Source organism: Kribbella sp. NBC_01510 (genome assembly GCF_045040325.1).
Taxonomy (GTDB): Bacteria; Actinomycetota; Actinomycetes; order Propionibacteriales; family Kribbellaceae; genus Kribbella.
The window spans coordinates 1,977,573-1,998,437 of record NZ_CP109418.1 but is presented as its reverse complement, the minus strand read 5'-3'; the positions used below and the strand labels follow the sequence as shown (position 1 = coordinate 1,998,437).

The window sequence follows — 20,865 nt, the reverse complement described above, 5'->3', positions numbered from 1 at the left end:
AATACTGGCTCAGGCTGGTGGATTAGAGGTATGTGTAGGATAGATACAACAAAGATACGAGTCGTATGGGTGGGAGTTCAGTGACCAGCGGGGTGCCGGAGCATGAGCCGGCGAGGGCGGCAATCGAGTTGGGCGACGAGACCGCGGAGATCGCGCGGGTCGTTGTCGAGGCGGCGCCGGGGGTGGAGAAGATCCCCGCGGCGGAGCGGGTCTACGCATACGTGAAGGCCGCGATCCTGGACCGGACGTACCCGGGCGGCGAGCTGCTCACCGAGGGTGAGCTGGCCACGGCGGTGGGAGTGTCGCGCACCCCGGTGCGGGAGGCGCTGCTCCGGCTGGAGGAGTCCGGCCTGGTGAAGCTGTACCCGAAGAAGGGCGCCCTCGTCCTGCCGGTGCTGCCGCAGGAGATCGACGACGTCCTGGAGGCGCGCGAGCTGATCGAGACGCACGCGGCCGCCAAGGTGTGGCCGCGCCGCAAGCAGCTGATCGAGATTCTGACGCAGCGCGTCGACGAGATGCGCGCGCACCGCAAGGCTGGGGACGCGAAGACCTTCCTGGAGGCCGACCGGGCCTTCCACGAGGCCATCGTCGGTGCCGCCGGCAACGAAATCCTCTCCAAGCTCTACAACAGCCTGCGCGACCGCCAGGTCCGGATGGGGGTGCCCGGCATCGAGATGCAGCCGGCCCGGATGGACAAGTCGATCACTGCGCACCAGGAGATGATCGACGCCCTCGGTGGGAACAGCGTCAAGCGTTTCCGCGAGCTCGTGGTCTCCCACATCGACACCGCCGCGGCGGACCTGCGGAGCACTCGGTGACCGAACTCCTCTTCCCCCTGGGCGGACGGCGAGCCTGGGCGGTGTGGGCTACTGCTGTCTTCACCTACCTCGTGACCGTGCTGCACCGCGGTTCGATGAGCGTGGCCGGGCTGCAGGCCGCGGAGCGCTTCCACATCTCCGCATCCGCGCTGGCCAGCTTCACCGTCGTCCAGCTGACCGTGTACGCCGCGATGCAGGTGCCTGTGGGCATCTTGCTCGATCGGTACGGCTCGAAGCGGCTATTGATCGCTGCGTCCGGTCTGCTCTTCGTGGCGCAGTCCGCGTTCAGTCTGGTCGACTCCTACCCGGCCGCCCTCGCGGCACGCGCCGTACTGGGTGTCGGAGACGCATTGGTGTTCATCAGCGTGTTGCGGGTTGTCATGTCCTGGTTCCCGGCGCTGCGGCAGCCGGTGATGTCGCAGGCGACCGGCATGCTGGGTGGCCTCGGCGCGATCATGTCGACCGTGCCGATGGCTGCCGCCTTCCACGCCTTCGGGTGGACCAGCACCTTCGCCGGTGCGAGCGTCCTGAGCCTGGTGACGGGTGTGGCCGTCCTGTTCCTGATCAAGGACACTCCGTACGACGAGCCGCTGCGACGGGCCAAGCAGTCGCTCGGTGAGGTACGGAACAACCTGCGCAGAGCCTGGAAGGAGCCGGGCACCCGGCTGGGGCTGTGGACGCATTTCACCACGAGCTTCTCCGGCAGCACATTCGGTCTGCTCTGGGGGTACCCGTTCCTGGTGCAGGGCCAAGGCCTGGCTCCGACGACCGCAGCGGCGATGCTGATTCTCCCCGTGCTCGCAGGGCTCTGTTATGGCCCGCTGGTCGGACGGTACGCGGCCCGCTTCCCGTTCTACCGGTCCTGGATCGTGCTGGCGGTGATCTCGGGTTCGGTACTCATGTGGACCGTCGTACTGCTCTGGCCGGGACAGGCGCCGATGCCGGTGCTCCTGCTGCTGATCGTCGTACAGGCCGCTGGTGGTCCGGGTTCGATGCTCGGGCTGGACTACGCGCGGACGTTCAACCCGTCGACTCGCTTCGGTGCGGCCAATGGGATGGTCAACACCGGCGGATTCATCGCCACGCTGATCTGCATCGGCATGGTCGGCATCCTGCTCGACGCCTCGTCGGGCGGGGCGCCGCAGACCATCACCGACTTCAAGTGGGCGCTGGCCTTCCAGTACGTGCTGTGGGCGATCGGCACCCGCCAGATCCTCAAGTACCGCCGCAAGGCCCGCGGTCACCTCGCCCGCTACAACCCAGAGGCGTACCAGGCCTTGATCGCCAACCAGATCGTCCCGGTGAAAGGTTGATGCCAGCCCGCTGAGATGGGCTGACAGCCGAGTGCCAGGGCGGTGCCAGAGCGGTGCCGCACGGTAGTCCCAGTGAAGTGAGTCCACTGGGAGGAACCGATGACCACAACGAACCAGGTCGCCATCGAGGCAACCGGCTTGGTCAAGAAATATGGCAATACCACCGCCCTGGCCGGCGTCGACCTGAGTGTGCCGACCGGCACCGTCCTCGGCGTCCTCGGCCCCAACGGCGCCGGCAAGACCACGGCGGTCCGCATCCTCGGCACCTTGCTCCGGCCCGACGCCGGCCACGCCACGGTCGGCGGGTACGACGTCGTCCGGGACGCGGGCAAGGTGCGCGGCATCATCGGGCTGACCGGGCAGTACGCCTCGGTCGACGAGGACATGTCCGGCCGCCGGAACCTGATCATGATCGGCCGGCTGCTCGGGTACTCGCGGGAGCAGTCCCGGGCTCGCGCCCTCGAGCTGCTCGAGCGGTTCGAGCTGACCGACGCCGGTGACCGGATCGCCAAGACGTACTCCGGCGGTATGCGCCGGCGCCTCGACCTGGCCGCCAGCCTGGTCGGCCACCCGAGCATCCTGTACCTGGACGAGCCCACCACCGGTCTCGACCCGCACGCCCGCAACGGCGTCTGGGAGACGATCCGCAACCTGGTACTCGACGGGACCACGGTGCTCCTCACCACGCAGTACCTGGAGGAGGCCGACGCGCTGGCCGACTCGATCATGGTGTTCGACAAGGGCAAGGTGGTCGCCTCCGGGCGGCCGGCCGAGCTGAAGGCGCAGGCCGGCAAACAGTCCTTGGACGTCAGCCCGGCCGAGCCGGCGCACCTCGAGCGAGTCGCGGCCATCGTCGCCGAGTCGGTCGGCGTCCGCCCGACCGTGGACGTGGTGAACGCCCGGGTCAGCGCGCCGGTGACCGACGGTACGTCGATGCCGGTGGTGGTCCGCCGCCTCGACGAGGAAGGCATCGCCGTCACCGAGCTGGCCCTGCGGCTGCCCAGCCTGGACGAGGTCTTCCTCGCCCTCACCGGGCACACCGCCGAAGAGAAGAAGTTCGACACTGTCCTGGAAGGAGCGGCTCGATGAGCATCGCTGTAGCTGACACACCGGCCCACGCGGGCCGCCGTACCAATCCGTTCGCCTGGGTGCAGCAGAGCCTGACGCTGGCGTGGCGCAACATCGTCCGGATCCGGCAGAACCCCGAAGCCCTGGCGGACGTGACGTTCCAGCCGATCATCTTCCTGGTGCTGTTCCTGTTCGTCTTCGGCGGCGCGATCGCCCAGGGCGGGACCTGGCACGACTATCTGCCGTACCTGCTGCCGGGGCTGCTGGTGCAGACCGTGGTGTTCTCCACGATGGGCACCGGGGTGGCGCTGAACGACGACTTCGCCAAGGGCGTGTTCGACCGGTTCCGCAGTCTGCCGATCGCACGGATCGCGCCGTTGGTCGGCGCCGTTCTCGGGGACGCCGTGCGGTACACGCTGTCGATCGTGATCCTGATGGGGACCGGGTTCGCGCTCGGGTTCCGGTTCCAGAACGGGATCGGCAACGGGCTGCTGGCGCTGGTGATCGTGCTGCTGTTCGCGCTGTCGATGTGCTGGATCTGGGTGTGGCTCGGGCTGTCGCTGAAGACCGCGCAGGGTGTGCAGGGCGTCGCGTTCCTGGTGATGTTCCCGCTCACCTTCGGCAGCAACGTGTTCGTCCAGACCAGCACGCTGCCGGGCTTTCTGCAGGCGTTCGTGAAGGTGAACCCGGTGAAGTATCTGGTCGACACGATGCGGGCCCTGATGCTGGGCGGCGATCTGCAGAAGCCGCTGCTGATCACGCTGGCCTGGATGGTCGGGCTGGTCGCGGTCTTCGCCCCGCTGGCGATCCGCGCCTACCGCCGCCGTACCTGACCGATCCTGGGGCGCCGGGGAACTTCCCCGGCGCCCTTTTGTCCGTGCCGTCCGCGAGAGTGGGCGGCATGACGACGAAGTGGACGATCACGATCGACTGCGCCGACCCGGCGCTGGTGGCGCGGTTCTGGTGTACGGCGCTCGGCTATGTGGACGCGGATCCGCCGAAGGGCTGGGACAGCTGGGAAGCGTTCCTCACCGACCAGAACGTCCCCGCGGACGAGTGGAACGACGGCGCGAGCATCACCGATCCGACTGGCATACTCCCCGCCCTCTCCTTCCTCAAGGTCCCCGAACCGCGCACGGCGAAGAACCGCCTCCACCTCGACCTCCAGGTCAGCGGCGGCCGCGCCGAACCCCAGCACCTCCGCGAACAACGCATCCGCGCCACCGCCGAGTCCCTCCTCACCGCCGGCGCCACCCTCGTCCGCGAGGTCCCCGTCGACAACACCACCACCCTCGACCACCTCTGGATGCACGACCCAGAAGGCAACGAGTTCTGCATCGTCTGACTCCTCAGGCGGTGGTGAGGTCGGCGAAGGCGAGGGGTTGGCGGGTGCAGAGGTAGGTTGCCCAGTGCAACTTTTCGGGGGTGCCGTCGGGGGTGCGGGTGATGCGGAGGAGTTCGCCGCGTTCACGGCCGGAGATGGTGCGGTAGACGTCCTCGGAGATCCGTTCGAAGACGGCCGGTGCCTGGTACTCGGCTGCTGCTGGGGACTTGGCCTGGAGGGTGCCGTTCTTGACCGAGAAGACGAACGGGTTGCCCTCGGAGAACCAGGTGCCGAGGACGCCGGCGAGCTCCGGCGGGACGGCGGTGCCGGGGACCCACGGCTCGGTGGGCAGCGGGTCGTCCTCGAGGACCTTGATGACCAGGTCCGTGGCCAGCGCGCTCGGTGCGGGGGACGAGGTGGCGCCGAACAGCGCGATCCCCGCCGTACCCGACTCGCGGTGCACGAACGTCGACGTGATGTGACCCGGCATCCCGCCGTCATGGCCGACGAACAAGCGGTCGCCGCGGCGCAGGATCATGAACCCGAGCCCGAAGGCGAGCTGCCACCGGTCCACGTCGGCCATGATCTGCACCTGGCACATCTCGTCCAGGGTGTCCTTCGACAGCACCTCGTCGATCGGGTTGGCGACGAACATGGCCCACTTCGCCAGATCCGCAGCCGTCGAAGCGAGCCCGCCGCACGCGTCCATCGCGCCGAGGTTCAGCAGCGGCTCCTGCACCGGTACGTCGGAGAACGGCGGCACGTAGTACCCGGTGGCGGCCGGTCCGCCGTCCATCCCGACCGTGGTCCGGCGCATCTCCAGCGGGTCGAGGATCCGGGCCTTGATCGCGTCGTACCAGGGCCGTCCGTCGAGCCGGGCGACGATCTCACCGAGCAGCGAGAAGACGAGGTTCGAGTAGTGGAACCGGTGGTGCGGCTTGCCGACCCGCTCGGCCTCGTTCCAGCCCGAGACCAGCTCGGCGCGGTCCGGGAACTCCATCAGGTCCCAGACGTCGCCGACCGGCTCGCGCTGCATTCCGCTGGCGTGGCTGAGCATCTGCCGGACGGTGATGCCCTCGTGCTTGCTCTCCGGGATCAGCTTCTCGACGGTGTCGTCGAGGCTCAGCTTGCCCTCGTCGCGCAGCGCCATCACCGCGACCGCGGTCAGCGTCTTGCTCTGCGACGCGATCAGGAACTGCGAGTCGGCTGTCGGTGGCACGCCCGGACTCTCCAGGTCGGCCGACCCGACGCCGGTCGACCAGGCCAGCGACCCCGCGCGGGCGACGGCGCCCACCACTCCGGGGACCCGGCCTTTGGCCTGACGGTCGGCAACGATGCGAGAAAGGGCGGTCTGCGTCTGCGCGGCGATATCTGTCACGAACCCTGACCTTAAGGGAACCAAATGACAAAAGGCAGGGGTGTTGGGACGGGTCATGTGCGACGCTGGTGGAGTGCGCATAGCGGTGCTTGGGCCTCTCGCGATGTGGGCGGCTGACGGGACTCCGCTGGACGTCCGCGGAGTCCGGCTGCGCGGCTTGCTCGCACGGCTCGCGTTGAGCGCCGGCCGCCCGGTGAGCGTCGAGACGCTGGTCGACGGTCTGTGGGGCAGCGAGGCCCCGAGCGCGAACGCGCTGCAGTCGCTGGTGTCCCGTCTGCGCGCGAGCCTCCCGGTGACCGAGTCGAGCATCTCGGTCCAGTCGGGCCCGGCCGGCTACACGCTGACCATCGGTCCGGACTGTGTCGACGCCCTCCAGTTCGAGGACCTCGTACGGCGTGGTCGCGGGCTGCTCGCGTCCGACCCTGAGCAGGCGCACACGCTGCTCACCCAGGCCGAGCGGCTCTGGCGTGGTGAGGCGCTCACCGACCTGCGCGACCTGCCGTTCGCCGCAATCGAGGCGGACCGCCTGGCCGAGCTCAGGCTCGCCGCGGCCGAGGATCTGGCCGAAGCCGCCGTCACCTGCGGCCACGCCCGCGAAGTGATCACCGAGCTCGAACACCTGGTCGCAGCTCACCCGCTCCGCGAGCGCCTCCACGAACTCCTGATCAGAGCCCTGTACGCCGATGGCCGGCAAGCCGAGGCGTTGGCGGCGTACGAACGTGTCCGGACCACTCTCGCCGACGAGCTCGGTGCAGATCCGGGCACTCGCCTCCGCGAGCTGCATGTCGCCGTACTCCGCGGGGACTCGCTCGACCCGGTAGCCAAGGCGACCGCCGTACCCGTCGCAGCGCCGTCGGCGCCGCGCAGCAACCTCAGGGCGCCGATGACCAGCTTCGTCGGCCGGCGTGACGACGTAGCCGAGCTGACGCGGCTGCTCAGCAACGGGACCCGCCTGGTCACCATGGTCGGCCCCGGTGGCGCCGGGAAGACCAGACTGGCGACGGAGACCGGCCGGACGCTGGTGGACCACAGTGGCGACGGCATCTGGTTCGTGGAGCTCGCACCGCTCGGTGACGCCGCCGATGTGGCGCCCGCGGTGCTGTCCACGCTGGGCGCGAGTGAGTACGTCGACCTGCCGCCTAGGACGTTCAGCAAGCCGTTCCCGACCAGCCGGGCCGCGACGCTGCGACTGGTCGAGGTGATAGGCGACCGCCGGATCCTGCTCGTCCTCGACAACTGCGAGCATCTGGTGGCGGAGGTCGCCGGACTCGTCGACTCCCTGCTCGCCGCGTGTCCGAGGCTTCGGGTACTGACGACCAGCCGTGAGCCGCTGAGCATTCAAGGCGAGCACCTGCACCCGGTCGGTCCGCTCGGCCTGCCGCCGGAGCACAGCCTGGACGACGAGTACCCGGCGATGCAGTTGTTCGTCGACCGCGCCCGCGCGGTTCGGCCCGACTTCGAGCTCACCGACGGCAACCGCGAGGCGGTCGCCGAGATCTGCCGACGGCTGGACGGGATGCCGCTCGCGATCGAGCTGGCGGCGGCGCGGCTCCGGGCGCTCACTCCACTCGCGATCGTCGATCGGCTGACCGACCGGTTCCGCCTGCTGACCAGCGGTTCGCGGACCGCACTACCCCGGCACCAGACCCTGCGAGCGGTGGTCGAATGGAGCTGGGACCTACTCGATCGGGACGAGCAGGCGGTCGCCCGACGGCTGTCGCTGTTCTCCGGCGGTGCCACTTTGGACGCGGCCGAGCAGGTCTGCAGCGACGACGACCTCCCGGCCGAGGCCATCCTCGGTGTGCTCGCGTCACTTGTCGACAAATCGCTCGTCGAGGCCGCGGCCGACGACCGGTCGGTGCGTTACCGCATGCTCGAGACAGTCCGCGCGTACGGCGCTGAGCAGTTGAAGGACTCGGGTGAGTACGACCGGTTCCGGCACGCGCATACGACGTACTTCAGCCGGATGCTGCGGCGGGCCCGGCCGAAGCTGTTCACCGGCGAACAGATCCAGTGGATCGCCCGGCTGACCGCCGACAACGAGAATCTGCTCGACGCGCTCCGGACCGCGATCGACAGCGGCTCGGCGCGGAGCGCGGTCCAGATGGTCGCCGCGCTGGGTGAGTACTGGAACATGAGTGGCCGTCCGGCCGAGGCGGTCAACTGGATGCAGGCGGCTCTCGCCGTACCTGGTCCGAGTTCTCCGATCGACCGGGCGACGGCGGTGATGCTGCTCTCGCTCGGCACCTTGTCCAGTGGTGACGACCAGGCCGGGTCGTTCCCCCGGGTGATCCGCGGACTGGCCGAGGTCCGCTGGCTCAGCCGGCGGCACGCGCAGGTCGCGGAGTCCGGGGTCGGCCTGTTCACCAATGCGGTGTGGGCGGCGATCCGGCGGGACAAGGCCGGGTGTTTCCGGGCGCTCGAGGCGGCGCGTGAGCACGATGACCCGTGGACCCGGAACATGGGCGTGATGATGACGGCGATGTTCCGCGAGAACGACGGCGAGGTCGAGCAGATGGCGGCCGACCTGGCCATCGCGCTCGAGGGTTTCCGGGCGATCGGCGACCGGTTCGGTACGTCGCTGGCGCTGCGCGGGCAGGCCAGCTACCAAGGCAATCTCGGCGACCACGAGGGCGCTCTCGCCTCACTGCACGAGGCGATCCGGCTGGTCGAGGAGCTCGGCACCACCGAGGGCCTCGCGCAACTGCTGGGCTCCTGCGCGGCCAGCCGGATCGAGCTCGGTGACCTCGACGGCGCCCGCGCGGACCTGGAGCGCGCCATGCAGTTGTCCGAGGAGACCGGATCCCGTGCCGGCCAGGCGCTCGGCTACCTGGGGATGTCGCGGATCGCCCGCCGGACCGGCCGGCTGGACGAGGCCAAGGAACTCGCGGAACGCGCGTACTCGATGCTCGACCTCGAGGCAGAGCGGATGGCGCCGCACGGCCAGGCGATGCTGCTGGCCAACCTGAGCCGGGTGCACGTCGCCAGGGACGAGCTCGAGACGGCCCAGCGCTACGACCGGCATGCGGTCGAACTCGCCCTCACCACCGAGGACATGCCGCTGGCCTCGATCATCATCGAGGCCTCCGCGGACGTGCAGTTGCGGGCCGGAGAGACCGAGCAGGCCGCGCGCACACTGGGGCTGGCGGCGGCGATGCGCGGCATGCGAACGGTCCCGGACGCCGACGTCCGGAGCACCTACGACCGGCTGCATGATGCCTTGGGCAACGAAGCGTTCGACGCGGCGTACGACGCCGGCGCGGCGCTGACCACGGAAGAGGCCGTGGCGGAGCTCCGCAAGCGCCTCAGCTCGTCGTGACGCCGGTCAGCTCGTGATCAGCTGGACCGCCAGCTCGCGCAACGAGTCCTGCACGTTCTGCTCGGGTGGTCGCGGATCGGCCAGCATCCAGTCGTAGACCACGGTGTTGACCGCACCGAAGAACGCCAGCCCGAGGAACCGGAAGTCCTTGCGCTTGATCTCTCCCCGCTCCACCGCCGCGTCGCCCAGGTCCCGCACACTCCCGATCAGCAGTTCCCGGAACGCGATCCGCTGATCCTCGACCGCGGGGCTCGTGCCGACCACCTCGACGAACGAGATCTTGGCCCGGCGCAGGTCGGTCATGATCGTCCGCAGGTAGCCGTCGACGGCGGCGATGATCCGCTCCCGGACCGGCCGGTCGGCGGTCCGGCGCAGCGCGTCGCCGGTGGTCCGGACGGCCAGCTCGATCACCTGCGCGTGCACCGCGAGCAGCACTGCCTCCTTGTTCTGGAACTCGTGGTAGAAGTGCCGGGTGGACACTTTCGCCTGTGTGCACAGGCGTTCCACGGAGGTCGCCGGATAGCCCTCGGTCCCGAACAACTCCAGTGCCGCAGCCAGCAACCGTTCCCGGCGCGCGGCCTTCCACTCCTCGACGGATCGCCCGGAATAACGGCGTACGGAGGGTTCCCTCATCACACCTCTTGTCGCTACCCCGTGCCAGATGCCGGATATCCTATCCACCCTTCGGCGCGGGTGTAACCGGGTTCCGGCCGGCGGCAGTCTTCGCGGAGGTGAGTTCCGCGAAGACTGTCCGGGCAAACGGTCTCAGTTCATCCGTTCGTAGCCGGTCGCGCCGTCCAGGAGTTCCCGGATGATGTCGAGGTGGCCGAGATGACGGGCGGTCTCCTCGATCATGTGACACAGGATGTAGCGCGTCGACGCCGCCGCGCCGGACTCCCGGAAGGAGACCCGCTCCACGTCGTCGAGCGAGACGCCGGCGAGGATCTCGTTGGATCGCGCGCACTCGGCGTCGTAGTCGTCGAGCAGTTGGGTGAGCGGTACGTCGTCCACGAACATCTCCGCGTCGACGTGGCCGCCCTCGGTCCACGGGGTCTCGCCGTGGTCCGGCGTACCCAGGAGGTTCTGGGTGAACCAGGAGTACTCGACCCAGCGCAGATGGGAGACCAGACCTGCCACCGTCATCAGCGGTGAGGTCGGCAGCACCTTCCGGTGCGCGTCCGCTTCGCTCAGGCCTTCGCACTTCGTCCGGACGAGCGACCGGAGGTGGTCGAGCCAGCCGGTCAACTGGGTCCGCTCGTCGGCGGTCAGTGGCGGCCTCATGCTTCGCTCATCTTCGTGTAGCCGGTCTTGCCGTCGACGAGCTCTCTGATGATGTCCATGTGCCCCAGGTGGCGCGCTGTCTCCTCGAGCATGTGGCAGAGGATGTAGCGGAGTGAGGCGGCCTCACCCTTGGCGGCGTACGGGCCCTGTTCCACGGCATCGAGCGGGAGCCCGGCGATGGTCTGGTTGGATCGCTTGCACTCGGCGTCGTAGTCGTCGAGCAACTGGGCGAGCGGGATGTCGTCGACGAACATCTCGGCGTCGTCGTGACCGCCCTCGGTCCACGGGGTCTGCCCGGTGTTCGGGACGCCTATGAGGTTGAGCTGGAACCACGAGTACTCGTTCCAGCGCAGGTGCGCCACGAGACCCGCCATCGTCATCAGCGGCGAGGTGTCCAGGACCTTGCTGTGGGCATCTTCTTCATTGAGCCCTTCGCACTTCATCCGGACGAAGGAACGCTGCAGGTCGAGCCATCCGATCAGCTGGACCCGCTCGTCGGCGGTCAGCGGCGGACGCTGTACTTCGGTCATTCGAAAGCTCCTGTACTGATGAGGAGCCACCCGGCCTCAGCCGCGGGTACGGCGGACGGGCAGCACGACATTGTGACTCGACATCGCGCTCACCTCCTCTCCGCCGCCGGGGGTGTCGAGCCCACCGGCACGAGAAACGTACACCCACCTTGAGCACCCACCAACCACTTTTCACCCCGCGAATCGGTTGGTGTGTGCCCAAAGTGGATCCAAGGGGCTGGCATGCTCGGGGGAGGGCGCCCGCATCGCGCGAAGAGGTGAGACGTGGACCACGGTTCGACCTGCCGCTCTACACGCGTCGAAGGCTCCGACGTCCCGTCGAAGACGTTGTCGACCACGTCCGCACGGGTTCGTCGTACCGCGAGATAGCCACCAAGTTCGCCCTCGAGGACTACGAGGTCGAGGCCCTGGTCCGCCCCCACATCCGCCCACCCGCCGTCCGCAAAGCCCGCCGCGCCCCGGCCCGGGTGCAACCTCTCCTCTAGCGGGTTCCGTGCAGCTGAACAGGTAGTACGGGGTGATTACCTAGTGCACCTCTGCCTGCGATTGAGATGCGTACGGCGTTCGGGCAGTGCACTACCTGTCGAGCTGCACGGCTAGGTCTTGCGGTTGTCCTTGATGCGTTTGGCCTTGCCGAGGGAGCGTTCCAGGGCGTGGGGGTCGACGACCTCGACGGAGACCGTAACGCCGACGCGCTCCTTCACACGCTGCGCCAGGTGGGCGGCGGCCGCTGAACGGCTGGTGAGGCCGGGGGCGGCTTCGACTTGGACGGTGAGCTCGTCGAGGCGGCCCGGGCGGGTCAAGACGCACAGATAGTGCGGGGTCAGGCCGTCGACGAGGAGGATCTGTTCTTCGATCTGGGTGGGGAAGACGTTGACGCCGCGGACGATCATCATGTCGTCGGTGCGGCCGGTGATCTTCTCCATGCGGCGCATGCCGGGGCGGGCGGTGCCGGGGAGGAGGCGGGTCAGGTCGCGGGTGCGGTAGCGGATGACCGGGAAGGCTTCCTTGGTCAGCGTGGTGAAGACGAGCTCGCCCTCGGAGCCTTCGGGCAGGACCTCGCCGGTGACCGGGTCGATGATCTCCGGGTAGAAGTGGTCCTCCCAGATGTGCAGCCCGTCTTTCGTCTCGACGCATTCCTGCGCGACGCCCGGACCCATCACCTCGGACAGCCCGTAGATGTCGACCGCGTGGATGCCGGTCCGCTGCTCCACCTCGGTGCGCATCTGCTCGGTCCACGGCTCGGCGCCGAAGATGCCGATCCGCAACGACGTGTCCTGTGGATCGAGCCCACGCGCCTCCATCTCGTCCACGATGGCCAGGAAGTACGACGGGGTGACCATGATGATCCGGGCCCCGAAGTCCCGGATCAGGTCGACCTGCCGCTCGGTCATCCCGCCGGACACCGGTACGACGGTGCACCCGAGCCGCTCGGCTCCGTAATGCGCGCCGAGTCCGCCGGTGAACAGACCGTAGCCATAGGCAACATGACACACATCGCCCGCACGCCCGCCGGCCGCCCGGATCGACCGGGCCATCAGGTCGGCCCAGTTGTCCAGATCCCGCTTCGTGTACCCGACCACGGTCGGCCGTCCCGTCGTACCCGACGACGCATGCACCCGCGCCACCTCGGACTGCGGTACGGCGAACATCCCGAACGGATAGTTGTCCCGCAGATCATTCTTCGCGGTGAACGGCAACCGGCTCAGGTCCTCGAGCGATTTGAAGTCATCCGGCGCGAATCCCACGCCGTCCAACGCGGCCCGGTAGTGCGGGACCCGCGAGTACGCCGTCCTGATCGTTGACTGCAGCAACGACAGCTGACGGGACCGGAGCTCGTCGACGGACAGCCGCTCGCCGGCGTCACGCAGTTCCTCGGGCAACGCATCACCGAGCATTGGAACTCTCCTAGGGACGGGCGAGCAGGGTCGCGATGCCCTGGCCTACGCCGATGCACATGGTGGCGAGCGCGTACCCGGCGTCGCGGTGGCGAAGCTCCAGGGCGGCGGTGAGAGCGAGGCGGGCGCCGGACATCCCCAGTGGGTGGCCGAGGGCGATGGCGCCGCCGTTCGGGTTGACGTGGTCGGCGTCGTCGGGCAGCCCGAGCTCGCGCAGTACGGCGAGGGACTGCGAGGCGAACGCCTCGTTCAGTTCGATCACGCCGATGTCGGACAGTGCGACACCGGTGCGGTCGAGGAGCTTGCGGGTGGCGGGCGCCGGGCCGATGCCCATGATCCGCGGCGGCACACCGGCGGCCGCCGTACCGACGATCCGGGCCAGCGGTGTCATACCGTGCTGCTCGACCGCGTCGCCGCTCATCACGAGCAGCGCGGCCGCGCCGTCGTTCACCCCGGACGCGTTGCCGGCAGTGACTGTCCCGGGAGAGCGGAACGGAGTCTTCAACGCCGCCAGAGCCTCCAAGGACGTCTCGCGCGGATGCTCGTCGGTGTCGACGACGGTGATCGCGCCACGCTTGCCCGGCACGTCGACCGCCACGATCTCTTCGGACAGTCGCCCGTTCGCCTGCGCCTTGGCCGCCCGCTGCTGACTCCGCAGCGCGAACAGATCCTGGTCCGCACGGGAGATTCCAAAGTCCTCAGCGACGTTCTCAGCTGTCTCCGGCATCGAGTCGATCCCGTACTGCGCCTTGAGCGCCGGATTCACGAACCGCCAGCCGATCGTGGTGTCGAAGATCTCGGCCTGCCGCGAGAACGCGGTCGTTGCCTTCGGCATCACAAAAGGTGCCCTCGACATCGACTCGACCCCGCCCGCGATGACGATGTCGTTGTCCCCGGCAATGATCGACCGGGCCGCCGAGGCGACCGCGTCCAGACCCGATCCACACAGCCGGTTGATCGTCGTACCGGGCACCGAGACAGGCAATCCTGACAGCAGCACCGCCATCCGGCCCACGTTCCGGTTGTCTTCGCCGGCCTGGTTCGCGCAGCCGAGGATCACGTCGTCGATGAGGTCGGGGTCGACGGCCTGCCGGTTCAGCAACGACGAGACGACGTGCGCCGCCAGGTCGTCGGGGCGCACCGCGGACAGCGCACCGCCGTACCGGCCGATCGGCGTACGGACGCCGTCCACCAGAAACGCCTCACGGCTCATGATTCCTCCGGGGGGATGATCGTGCCGGACAACTGGCGGCTGCGGCCGCGGAACTCGGCGATCACGTCGTCGCCGCGGCGGACCGTCACGTCGTAGATCGCGTTCCGGCCGAACGACGTCCGCTCCTGAGCCTCGGCGACGAGCAGGTCCCCGCGCTGGGCCGGGGCGACGAAGACGATGTCGCAGGCCTGCGCGACGGTGACGTGGTTGCGCGAGTTGCAGGCGAACGCGAACGCCGAGTCGGCGAGACTGAACACGAACCCACCATGCGCGATCCCGTGGCCGTTGACCATGTCCTCGCGAACCGGCATCTCGACCCGCGCCGTACCCTCACCGACATCCACCAGCCGCATGCCCAGGCCGGCGCTGGCGGTGTCCTCCGCCCACATCGCCGCGGCCACCCGGCCGGCGAGCTCATCACCCATAGATCTGCCCGATCGTGAAGTTGGCTTGTGACACCCTACCGACGATTGCGTCAACGACTGTAACATCACTGGTGAGACCCCGAGGCTTGGAGCGCATCTCATGACCACGACCGGCACCGACCTGCTCGCCACCCACCGCGAGCGACTCGACGATGCCCTGAAAGCGATCCACGGGCGCGGCTACTTCTCCGCCTTCCCCGAGTCGCCCAGCCCCCGGGTGTACGGCGAGACCGCGGCCGCCGACGGCAAGACCGCGTTCGAGGCTCATCTGGGTACGACGTACGCGGTCGAGACACCGGGTTCGCGGGGCACGGTCGTCACCGAGCAGTCGCCGTACGGGATCACCATGGACGTCTCCTACCCGCGGACCGTCGAGGACGGGCTGGACGACCTGCTCGCGGCGGCCCAGCAGGGTCTGGCGGACTGGCGCCGGGCCGGCATCGACGCCCGCACCGGGGTCACGCTGGAGATCCTCGACCGGCTGCACAAGCGGGTCTTCGAGCTGGCCAACGCGGTCCAGCACACCAGTGGTCAAGCGTTTGTGATGGCGTTCCAGGCCGGCGGCGCGCACGCGCTGGACCGCGCCCTCGAGGCGGTCGCGTACGCGTACGAGGAGATGAACCGCTACCCGGCCGAGGCCGTCTGGGAGAAGCCGGCCAAGGGTGACCCGATCCGGATGGAGAAGACGTTCACGGTCACCGGCCGCGGCGTCGCGCTGGTCATCGGCTGCAACACCTTCCCGACCTGGAACTCCTGGCCCGGCCTGTTCGCCTCCCTCGTCACCGGCAACGCCGTGGTGGTCAAGCCGCATCCGCTCGCGGTCCTGCCGCTGGCGATCACGGTCGACGTCTGCCGCGAGGTGCTCGCCGAGGCCGGCTTCGACCCGAACCTGGCCACCCTGGCCGTCGAGCGGGCCGGCGACGGCCTGGCCAAGCCGCTGGCGACCCGGCCCGAGGTGAAGCTGATCGACTTCACCGGCGGGACCGAGTTCGGCGAGTGGCTGGAGCAGAACGCGACCCAGGCAACCGTGTTCACCGAGAAGGCTGGCGTCAACGCGGTCATCATCGACTCCACCGACGCCTTCAAAGCGTTGACAGGGAACCTGGCCTTCACTCTGTCCCTCTACTCGGGCCAGATGTGCACCACCACCCAGAACCTCTTCGTCCCGGCCGGCGGGATCGAGACCGACGAGGGACACAAGTCCTTCGAGGAGGTCGGCGCCGGGATCGCCACAGCGATGAGCAAGCTGCTCGGCGACGACGCGCGCGCGGTCGAGATCCTCGGCGGCATCGTGAACCAGGCAGTGATCAGCCGGCTCGAGCTCGCTCCCGAGTACGGCGATGTCGTCCTGGAGTCGCGGGCGATCCAGCACCCCGCCTTCCCGGACGCCGTGGTCCGTACGCCGCTGCTGGTCGCGATCGACGCCAAGGACGCGGAGGTGTACGGGCGCGAGTGCTTCGGGCCGGTCTCATTCCTGGTCAAGACGGCCGACACCAACGAGTCGATCGAGCTGTTCCGGACCACGGTCACCGAGGGCGGCGCGATGACGGCCGGGATCTACTCGACCGACGCGAAGGTGCTCGACGAGGCCCGCGAGGCCGCACTCGACGCCGGCGTAGCCCTGTCGGAGAACCTGACCGGTCAGGTGTTCGTCAATCAATCGGCTGCTTTCAGCGATTTCCACGGTACTGGCGCGAATCCGGCCGCCAATGCGACATACACCGACGGCGCTTACGTTGCGAGCCGCTTCCGCGTCATTCAATCTAGGCGTCATGTCTGAGGCCATGGATCCGGAGAACCTGCGCGAAGCGCTCACCTACTACGACAGCTGGCTGGCGTTCAACCAGCGCTATCAGCGGATCCCCGGGATCCAGGTCGCTGTGTACGCCGGAGAGGGCATCGCGTTCTCCGGCGCCTACGGTCTCGCCGACGTCGAGAACGCCGTGCCGCTGACCGAGCAGCACCTGTTCCGGATCGCGTCCCACTCGAAGACATTCACGGCGACGGCCGTGTTCCAACTGGTCGAGCGGGGCCGGTTGCGGCTGGACGACAAGGCGGAGCAGCACGTCACCGAGATCGTCGGTACGCCGCTCGGCGAGCGGACCATCCGTGAGCTGCTGGCCCACGCCGGCGGTGTCACCCGGGACGGCCTCGAAGCCGACTGGTGGCAGCTGGCGACGAGCTTCCCGGACCGGGACCAGTTGCTCGAGGTACTGCGGCACGAGACCTCGGCCGTGATCGCGGAGAACGACCGCTTCAAGTACTCGAACATCGGCTACGGCCTGCTCGGTCTCGTCGTCGAGGCGGCGGCCGGCACGTCGTACAACGCGTATGTCCAGACCGCGATCGTGGACAAGCTCGGGCTCTCGGGCCTCGGCCCGGAGCTGGATCCGGACCGGCTGGACGAGTACGCCGCCGGCTACAGCGCCCTGACGTACGCCGACACCCGCGTGCCGATCGAGCACGTCGACACGCACGCACTGGCCTCGGCGACCGGGTTCTTCGGCAACGCCCGTGACCTCGTGGCGTACTTCTCCGCGCATCTGCCGGGTGACGACCGACTGCTGTCGGACCGGTCGAAGCGGGAGATGCGGCACCCGCTGTGGACGACAAGCGAGGACGGCAAGGCGCGGTACGGGCTCGGTCTGTCCGTGACGAAGGTCGGCGACCGGGATGTGTTCGGTCACGGCGGCGGGTACCCGGGCCACGCGACCAGGACGCTCGTCGACGGTGAGCGCCGGCTGGTCGTGTCTGCGCTGACCAACGCGATCGACGGTCAGCCGAGCCAGCTGGCCGAGGCCGTGCTGAAGCTCATCGACCTGGCCGAGTCGAAGGACCGGGGTGAGTCCGAGGGTCTCGAGCGGTTCGCCGGCCGGTACGCGAACCTGTGGGGTGTCGCGGACATCGCGCTGCTCGGCGGCCGCCTGTACGTGCTCGACCCGGCCGGTGGGGACCCGGCGGCCGAGCCCACCCCGCTCGAGGCCGACGGCGACGAACTCCGCGTCGCGGGCGGCTCCGGCTACGGGTCGTACGGCGAGACCTACCGCTTCACGTTCGGCCCAGCCGGCCGGGTCGAGTCCGTCCGCGGCTCCAGCGGTCTCCTGTCCCACCCTCTCGACCGCTTCACCCTCCCGGATCGCGTCACGGTCACCTAAGTACGGTGCGGGTATGACGATCCACGGCGATCACCCGTTCTTGCCGCCCGAGTCCGAGCGGAGTCCGGTACGGCGGTTCCGCGGGCGACTGCCGTCACCGGTCAGCCTGTGGACGACGGCGTACGACGGGGAGCGCGCCGGGCTCACCGTGTCGTCGATGCTGGTCGCCGACGGCGAGCCGGGGTTCGTGATCGGGCTGATCGACGCGGAGTCGGACCTGTGGGAAACGTTGCGTCAGGCAAGGACCGCGGTCGTGTCCTTGCTCGGCGCGCCACATCAACGGCTCGCCGACGCGTTCGGGTACGTCGCTCCCGCGCCGGGTGGACCGTTCCGCCTGATCGACTGGACCGACACCGCGTGGGGTCCCGCGCCGGTCGGTGTCAGCACCTGGGCCGGCTGCACGCTGGTCACACCTGATCCGCCCGAAGTCGGCTGGGCGCTCCAGGTCCAACTGGAGATCGCCCACGTCGAACTCAGCCCCGACGAGATCCCACCCCTGGTCCACCGCCGAGGCCGCTACACCACCCTCTCCTGACCCGTTACGTCCGCAGTATCGAGGCCTGTAGCCCACGCTTCTTCGGACGCAACGGATGCGTATGGTTGGCGACATGCGTGCCACCACGATTCATGCGCCGTACGACATCCGGCTGGAAGACGTCCCGGATCCGAAGATCGACGGGCCGACCGACGCACTGGTGAAAGTCGTTGCCTCGTGCATCTGTGGGTCCGACCTGTGGCCGTACCGCGGGGAGAACAAGGTCACCCCGGGCCGGCGGATCGGGCACGAGTTCGTCGGCATCGTCGAGGAGATCGGCGCCGACGTGCGCACGGTCGAACCCGGCGACTTCGTCATCGCGCCGTTCGTGGTGAGCGACGGCACCTGCCCGCACTGCCTGGCCGGCTACCAGACCGCCTGCCAGAACATGGTCGGCTACGGCAGCGACCAGGCCGACGGCGGCCAGGGTGAGTACGTCAAGCTTCCGTGCGCCGATGGCACGCTGGTGGCAACGCCCGAGGTGCCGGACGATTCGCTCGTCCCGTCTTTGCTCACACTCTCCGACGTGATGGGCACCGGCTGGCACGCCGCCCGGGCTGCTCGCGTGAAGGCGGGCGACACGGTCGTCGTCGTCGGCGACGGTGCGGTCGGGCTGTGCGGCGTACTCGCGGCTGCGCGGATGGGTGCCGAGCGGGTCGTCGCGATGTCGCGGCACGAACCACGTCAGAAGCTTGCGGTGGAATTCGGTGCCACGGACATCATTTCCGAACGCGGCGACGCTGCGCGGGACGCCGTACTGGAACTGACCGGTGGGGTCGGGGCGGACGCCGTACTGGAGTGTGTCGGGACCGGACAGGCGATGACGACCGCGTTCGACGTCGCCCGGGCCGGGGCCACGGTCGGCTTCGTGGGAGTGCCGCACGGGGTCGAGGCGCCGATCCCGACGATGTTCCGGCGCAATGTCGGACTGGCCGGTGGAGCGGCGCCGGTACGGGCCTATCTGCCGGATCTGATGGCCGACGTGCTGGCCGGTGAGATCAACCCCGGACGGGTCTTCGACTCGGAGTTGCCGCTGGCAGAAGTGGCCGAGGGCTACAAAGCCATGCACGAACGGCGGGCCATCAAGGTTCTGCTGCGTCCCTGAATGAACAGCGCGACTGCGCGGTGTGCTCGATCGCGCGCGAATGTGCGCGCTCTCACACCATTGAAGGGCTCGGGGTCACGTCTGCGCAACGCGCCTGCGCGGAGCGTTGACACTCGGCGCGCGGCGTGCCCAGAGTTGCACCGTCAAGGGGGCATCGTTGTCACAGGCGGCTCCATCCAATGATCGGAGAGTGAATCATGCGTGGTGGTCTGAGTAAGACCTTGGCGCTGGTGGGTGCTGCGGGTCTTCTCGCGGTGAGCGCCTGCGGGAACAGCGACAACAGCGGCAGCGGCGGCGGGAACTCGTCGGCGAACAAGGACGTCACTGTCTTCACCTGGTGGGCCGACGGTGGTGAGAAGGCCGGTCTGGACGGCCTCGTGTCGGTGTTCGGCACCGACTGCAAGGACTTCAAGTTCGTCAACTCCGCGGTCGCCGGTGGCGCCGGCTCGAACGCGAAGCAGGTGCTGGCCAACGACCTGCAGGCGGGCAAGCCGCCGTCGACGTTCCAGGCGCACGCCGGTGCGGAGCTGAAGGACTACATCAACGCCGGGCAGGTCGACGACGTCAGTCAGCTGTACAAGGACTACGGGTTGGACAAAGCCTTCCCGCAGAACCTGGTCGACAACCTGACCGTCGACGGCAAGATCTACTCGATCCCGGCCAACATCCACCGGGCGAACGTGGTCTGGGCCAACCCCGCGGTGCTGAAGAAGGCCAACATCGACGGTGCCACCGCGCCGGCCAGCGTGGACGCGTGGATCGCGGACATGGAAAAGCTCAAGGCCGCCGGTGTGAAGGCGCCGCTGGCCATCTCCAAGGGCTTCGCCCAGGAGATGCTGGTCGAGGCCGTGCTGCTGGCCGACCTGGGCGCGGACAAGTTCAAGGGTCTGTGGGACGGCAAGACCGACTGGTCCGGTGCGGACGTGACTGCCGCGCTGAACAAGTACAAGACGCTGCTGACCTACACCAACGCCGACCGCGAGGCGATCGACTGGCCGGACGCGCTGGGGTACGTGAACAAGGGCCAGGCCGGCTACACGCTGATGGGTGACTGGGTCGCCGCGCAGCAGCTGGCCGACAAGGTGCCGGACTCGGCGTACACCTACTGGCCGGCGCCGGGTACCGCGGGCAACTTCCAGTTCCTGGCGGACTCGTTCACGCTGCCGACCAACGGCGCGGACCCCGACGGTGCGAAGTGCTGGCTGAAGACCGTCGGTTCGGCCGAGGGCCAGAAGGCGTTCAACACCAAGAAGGGCTCGATCCCGGCCCGTTCGGACGCCGACCCGGCGGACTACCCGAAGTACCAGCAGGGCGCGATGGCGGACTGGAAGAAGGACACGATTGTCCCGTCCTGCGCTCACGGTGCCGCGTGCACGCTGGGCCAGAACAACGACATCCTGTCCGCGATCAGCCAGTTCAGCGGTAGCCCGGATGTCGCGAAGCTGCAAACAGCGCTCGGTAACGCGATGAAGACGAGCTGATGCGCTGCGAGTTGAGGACCGG

The 20,865-nt window shown here is 68.6% G+C and carries 19 protein-coding genes; 12 read left to right on the top strand and 7 right to left on the bottom strand.

Annotated features, from left to right (window positions below; genetic code table 11):
• Nucleotides 1-80: 80 nt before the first annotated feature.
• The 5 genes from OG558_RS09885 (at nt 81) to OG558_RS09865 (ending at nt 4,544) form a co-directional block, all read left to right on the top strand.
• Complete coding sequence (locus OG558_RS09885; protein ID WP_405069945.1) at nt 81-818, top strand: GntR family transcriptional regulator; 738 nt, start codon at nt 81-83, stop codon at nt 816-818.
• Nucleotides 815-2,131 (top strand): MFS transporter, encoded by a 1,317-nt coding sequence (locus OG558_RS09880; protein WP_328524610.1) that lies wholly within the window; start codon nt 815-817, stop codon nt 2,129-2,131. Before OG558_RS09885 ends, OG558_RS09880 begins: the two co-directional genes overlap by 4 nt.
• A gap of 99 nt (nt 2,132-2,230) precedes the next feature.
• Nucleotides 2,231-3,220 (top strand): ATP-binding cassette domain-containing protein, encoded by a 990-nt coding sequence (locus tag OG558_RS09875; RefSeq protein WP_405069943.1) that lies wholly within the window; start codon nt 2,231-2,233, stop codon nt 3,218-3,220.
• Nucleotides 3,217-4,032, top strand: a complete 816-nt coding sequence (locus OG558_RS09870) for an ABC transporter permease (protein WP_329482871.1) — start codon at nt 3,217-3,219, stop codon at nt 4,030-4,032. The genes OG558_RS09875 and OG558_RS09870 overlap by 4 nt, the downstream gene beginning before the upstream one ends.
• A 68-nt stretch (nt 4,033-4,100) precedes the next feature.
• Entirely contained in the window at nt 4,101-4,544 is a 444-nt protein-coding gene (locus OG558_RS09865) for a VOC family protein (protein WP_405069942.1), read from the top strand.
• 4 nt (nt 4,545-4,548) lie between these two features.
• On the opposite strand, the gene OG558_RS09860 is transcribed toward OG558_RS09865, so the two are convergent.
• The gene (locus tag OG558_RS09860; protein WP_405069941.1) at nt 4,549-5,901 is read right to left on the bottom strand and encodes a serine hydrolase domain-containing protein; all 1,353 of its coding nucleotides are present in this window, start codon (nt 5,899-5,901) and stop codon (nt 4,549-4,551) included.
• Nucleotides 5,902-5,986: 85 nt separating this feature from the next.
• On the opposite strand from OG558_RS09860, the gene OG558_RS09855 reads away from it, so the two are divergent.
• Nucleotides 5,987-9,220, top strand: a complete 3,234-nt coding sequence (locus OG558_RS09855; RefSeq protein WP_405069940.1) for a BTAD domain-containing putative transcriptional regulator — start codon at nt 5,987-5,989, stop codon at nt 9,218-9,220.
• A 6-nt stretch (nt 9,221-9,226) separates the two neighbouring features.
• On the opposite strand, the gene OG558_RS09850 is transcribed toward OG558_RS09855, so the two are convergent.
• From OG558_RS09850 to OG558_RS09840, 3 genes are all read right to left on the bottom strand, one after another.
• Nucleotides 9,227-9,853 carry a TetR/AcrR family transcriptional regulator gene (locus tag OG558_RS09850; protein ID WP_405069939.1) on the bottom strand — a complete coding sequence of 209 codons (627 nt, stop codon included), beginning with the start codon at nt 9,851-9,853 and terminating at the stop codon, nt 9,227-9,229.
• 132 nt (nt 9,854-9,985) lie between these two features.
• A complete protein-coding gene (locus OG558_RS09845) occupies nt 9,986-10,501 on the bottom strand; it encodes a DinB family protein (protein ID WP_329482866.1) in 516 nt (171 codons plus the stop codon).
• Nucleotides 10,498-11,031 (bottom strand): DinB family protein, encoded by a 534-nt coding sequence (locus OG558_RS09840; RefSeq protein ID WP_405069938.1) that lies wholly within the window; start codon nt 11,029-11,031, stop codon nt 10,498-10,500. The genes OG558_RS09845 and OG558_RS09840 overlap by 4 nt, the downstream gene beginning before the upstream one ends.
• 257 nt (nt 11,032-11,288) lie before the next feature.
• Between OG558_RS09840 and OG558_RS09835 the strand changes: the two genes are divergently transcribed.
• A complete protein-coding gene (locus OG558_RS09835; protein WP_405069937.1) occupies nt 11,289-11,516 on the top strand; it encodes a hypothetical protein in 228 nt (75 codons plus the stop codon).
• Between the two features lie 111 nt (nt 11,517-11,627).
• On the opposite strand, the gene paaK is transcribed toward OG558_RS09835, so the two are convergent.
• From paaK to paaI, 3 genes are read right to left on the bottom strand one after another with little or no spacing between them, the layout of a single operon-like run.
• A complete protein-coding gene (paaK, locus tag OG558_RS09830; RefSeq protein ID WP_405069935.1) occupies nt 11,628-12,929 on the bottom strand; it encodes a phenylacetate--CoA ligase PaaK in 1,302 nt (433 codons plus the stop codon).
• A gap of 10 nt (nt 12,930-12,939) precedes the next feature.
• The gene (gene pcaF / locus OG558_RS09825) at nt 12,940-14,142 is read right to left on the bottom strand and encodes a 3-oxoadipyl-CoA thiolase (RefSeq protein ID WP_405069934.1); all 1,203 of its coding nucleotides are present in this window, start codon (nt 14,140-14,142) and stop codon (nt 12,940-12,942) included.
• On the bottom strand, nt 14,139-14,567 hold the full coding sequence (gene paaI / locus OG558_RS09820; RefSeq protein WP_405069933.1) for a hydroxyphenylacetyl-CoA thioesterase PaaI: 429 nt from the start codon (nt 14,565-14,567) through the stop codon (nt 14,139-14,141). Before paaI ends, pcaF begins: the two co-directional genes overlap by 4 nt.
• A gap of 100 nt (nt 14,568-14,667) precedes the next feature.
• Between paaI and paaN the strand changes: the two genes are divergently transcribed.
• From paaN to OG558_RS09795, 5 genes are all read left to right on the top strand, one after another.
• Nucleotides 14,668-16,347 (top strand): phenylacetic acid degradation protein PaaN, encoded by a 1,680-nt coding sequence (gene paaN, locus OG558_RS09815; RefSeq protein ID WP_405069931.1) that lies wholly within the window; start codon nt 14,668-14,670, stop codon nt 16,345-16,347.
• Nucleotides 16,340-17,722: a serine hydrolase domain-containing protein gene (locus OG558_RS09810; RefSeq protein WP_405069929.1), complete on the top strand. Its 1,383-nt coding sequence runs from the start codon at nt 16,340-16,342 to the stop codon at nt 17,720-17,722. Before paaN ends, OG558_RS09810 begins: the two co-directional genes overlap by 8 nt.
• A gap of 13 nt (nt 17,723-17,735) precedes the next feature.
• Nucleotides 17,736-18,257, top strand: coding sequence for a flavin reductase family protein (locus OG558_RS09805; RefSeq protein ID WP_405069928.1), 522 nt, complete (start codon nt 17,736-17,738; stop codon nt 18,255-18,257).
• A gap of 73 nt (nt 18,258-18,330) precedes the next feature.
• Entirely contained in the window at nt 18,331-19,362 is a 1,032-nt protein-coding gene (locus OG558_RS09800; RefSeq protein ID WP_405069927.1) for a zinc-dependent alcohol dehydrogenase family protein, read from the top strand.
• Between the two features lie 197 nt (nt 19,363-19,559).
• Entirely contained in the window at nt 19,560-20,843 is a 1,284-nt protein-coding gene (locus OG558_RS09795) for an ABC transporter substrate-binding protein (RefSeq protein ID WP_405069926.1), read from the top strand.
• Nucleotides 20,844-20,865: the final 22 nt, after the last annotated feature.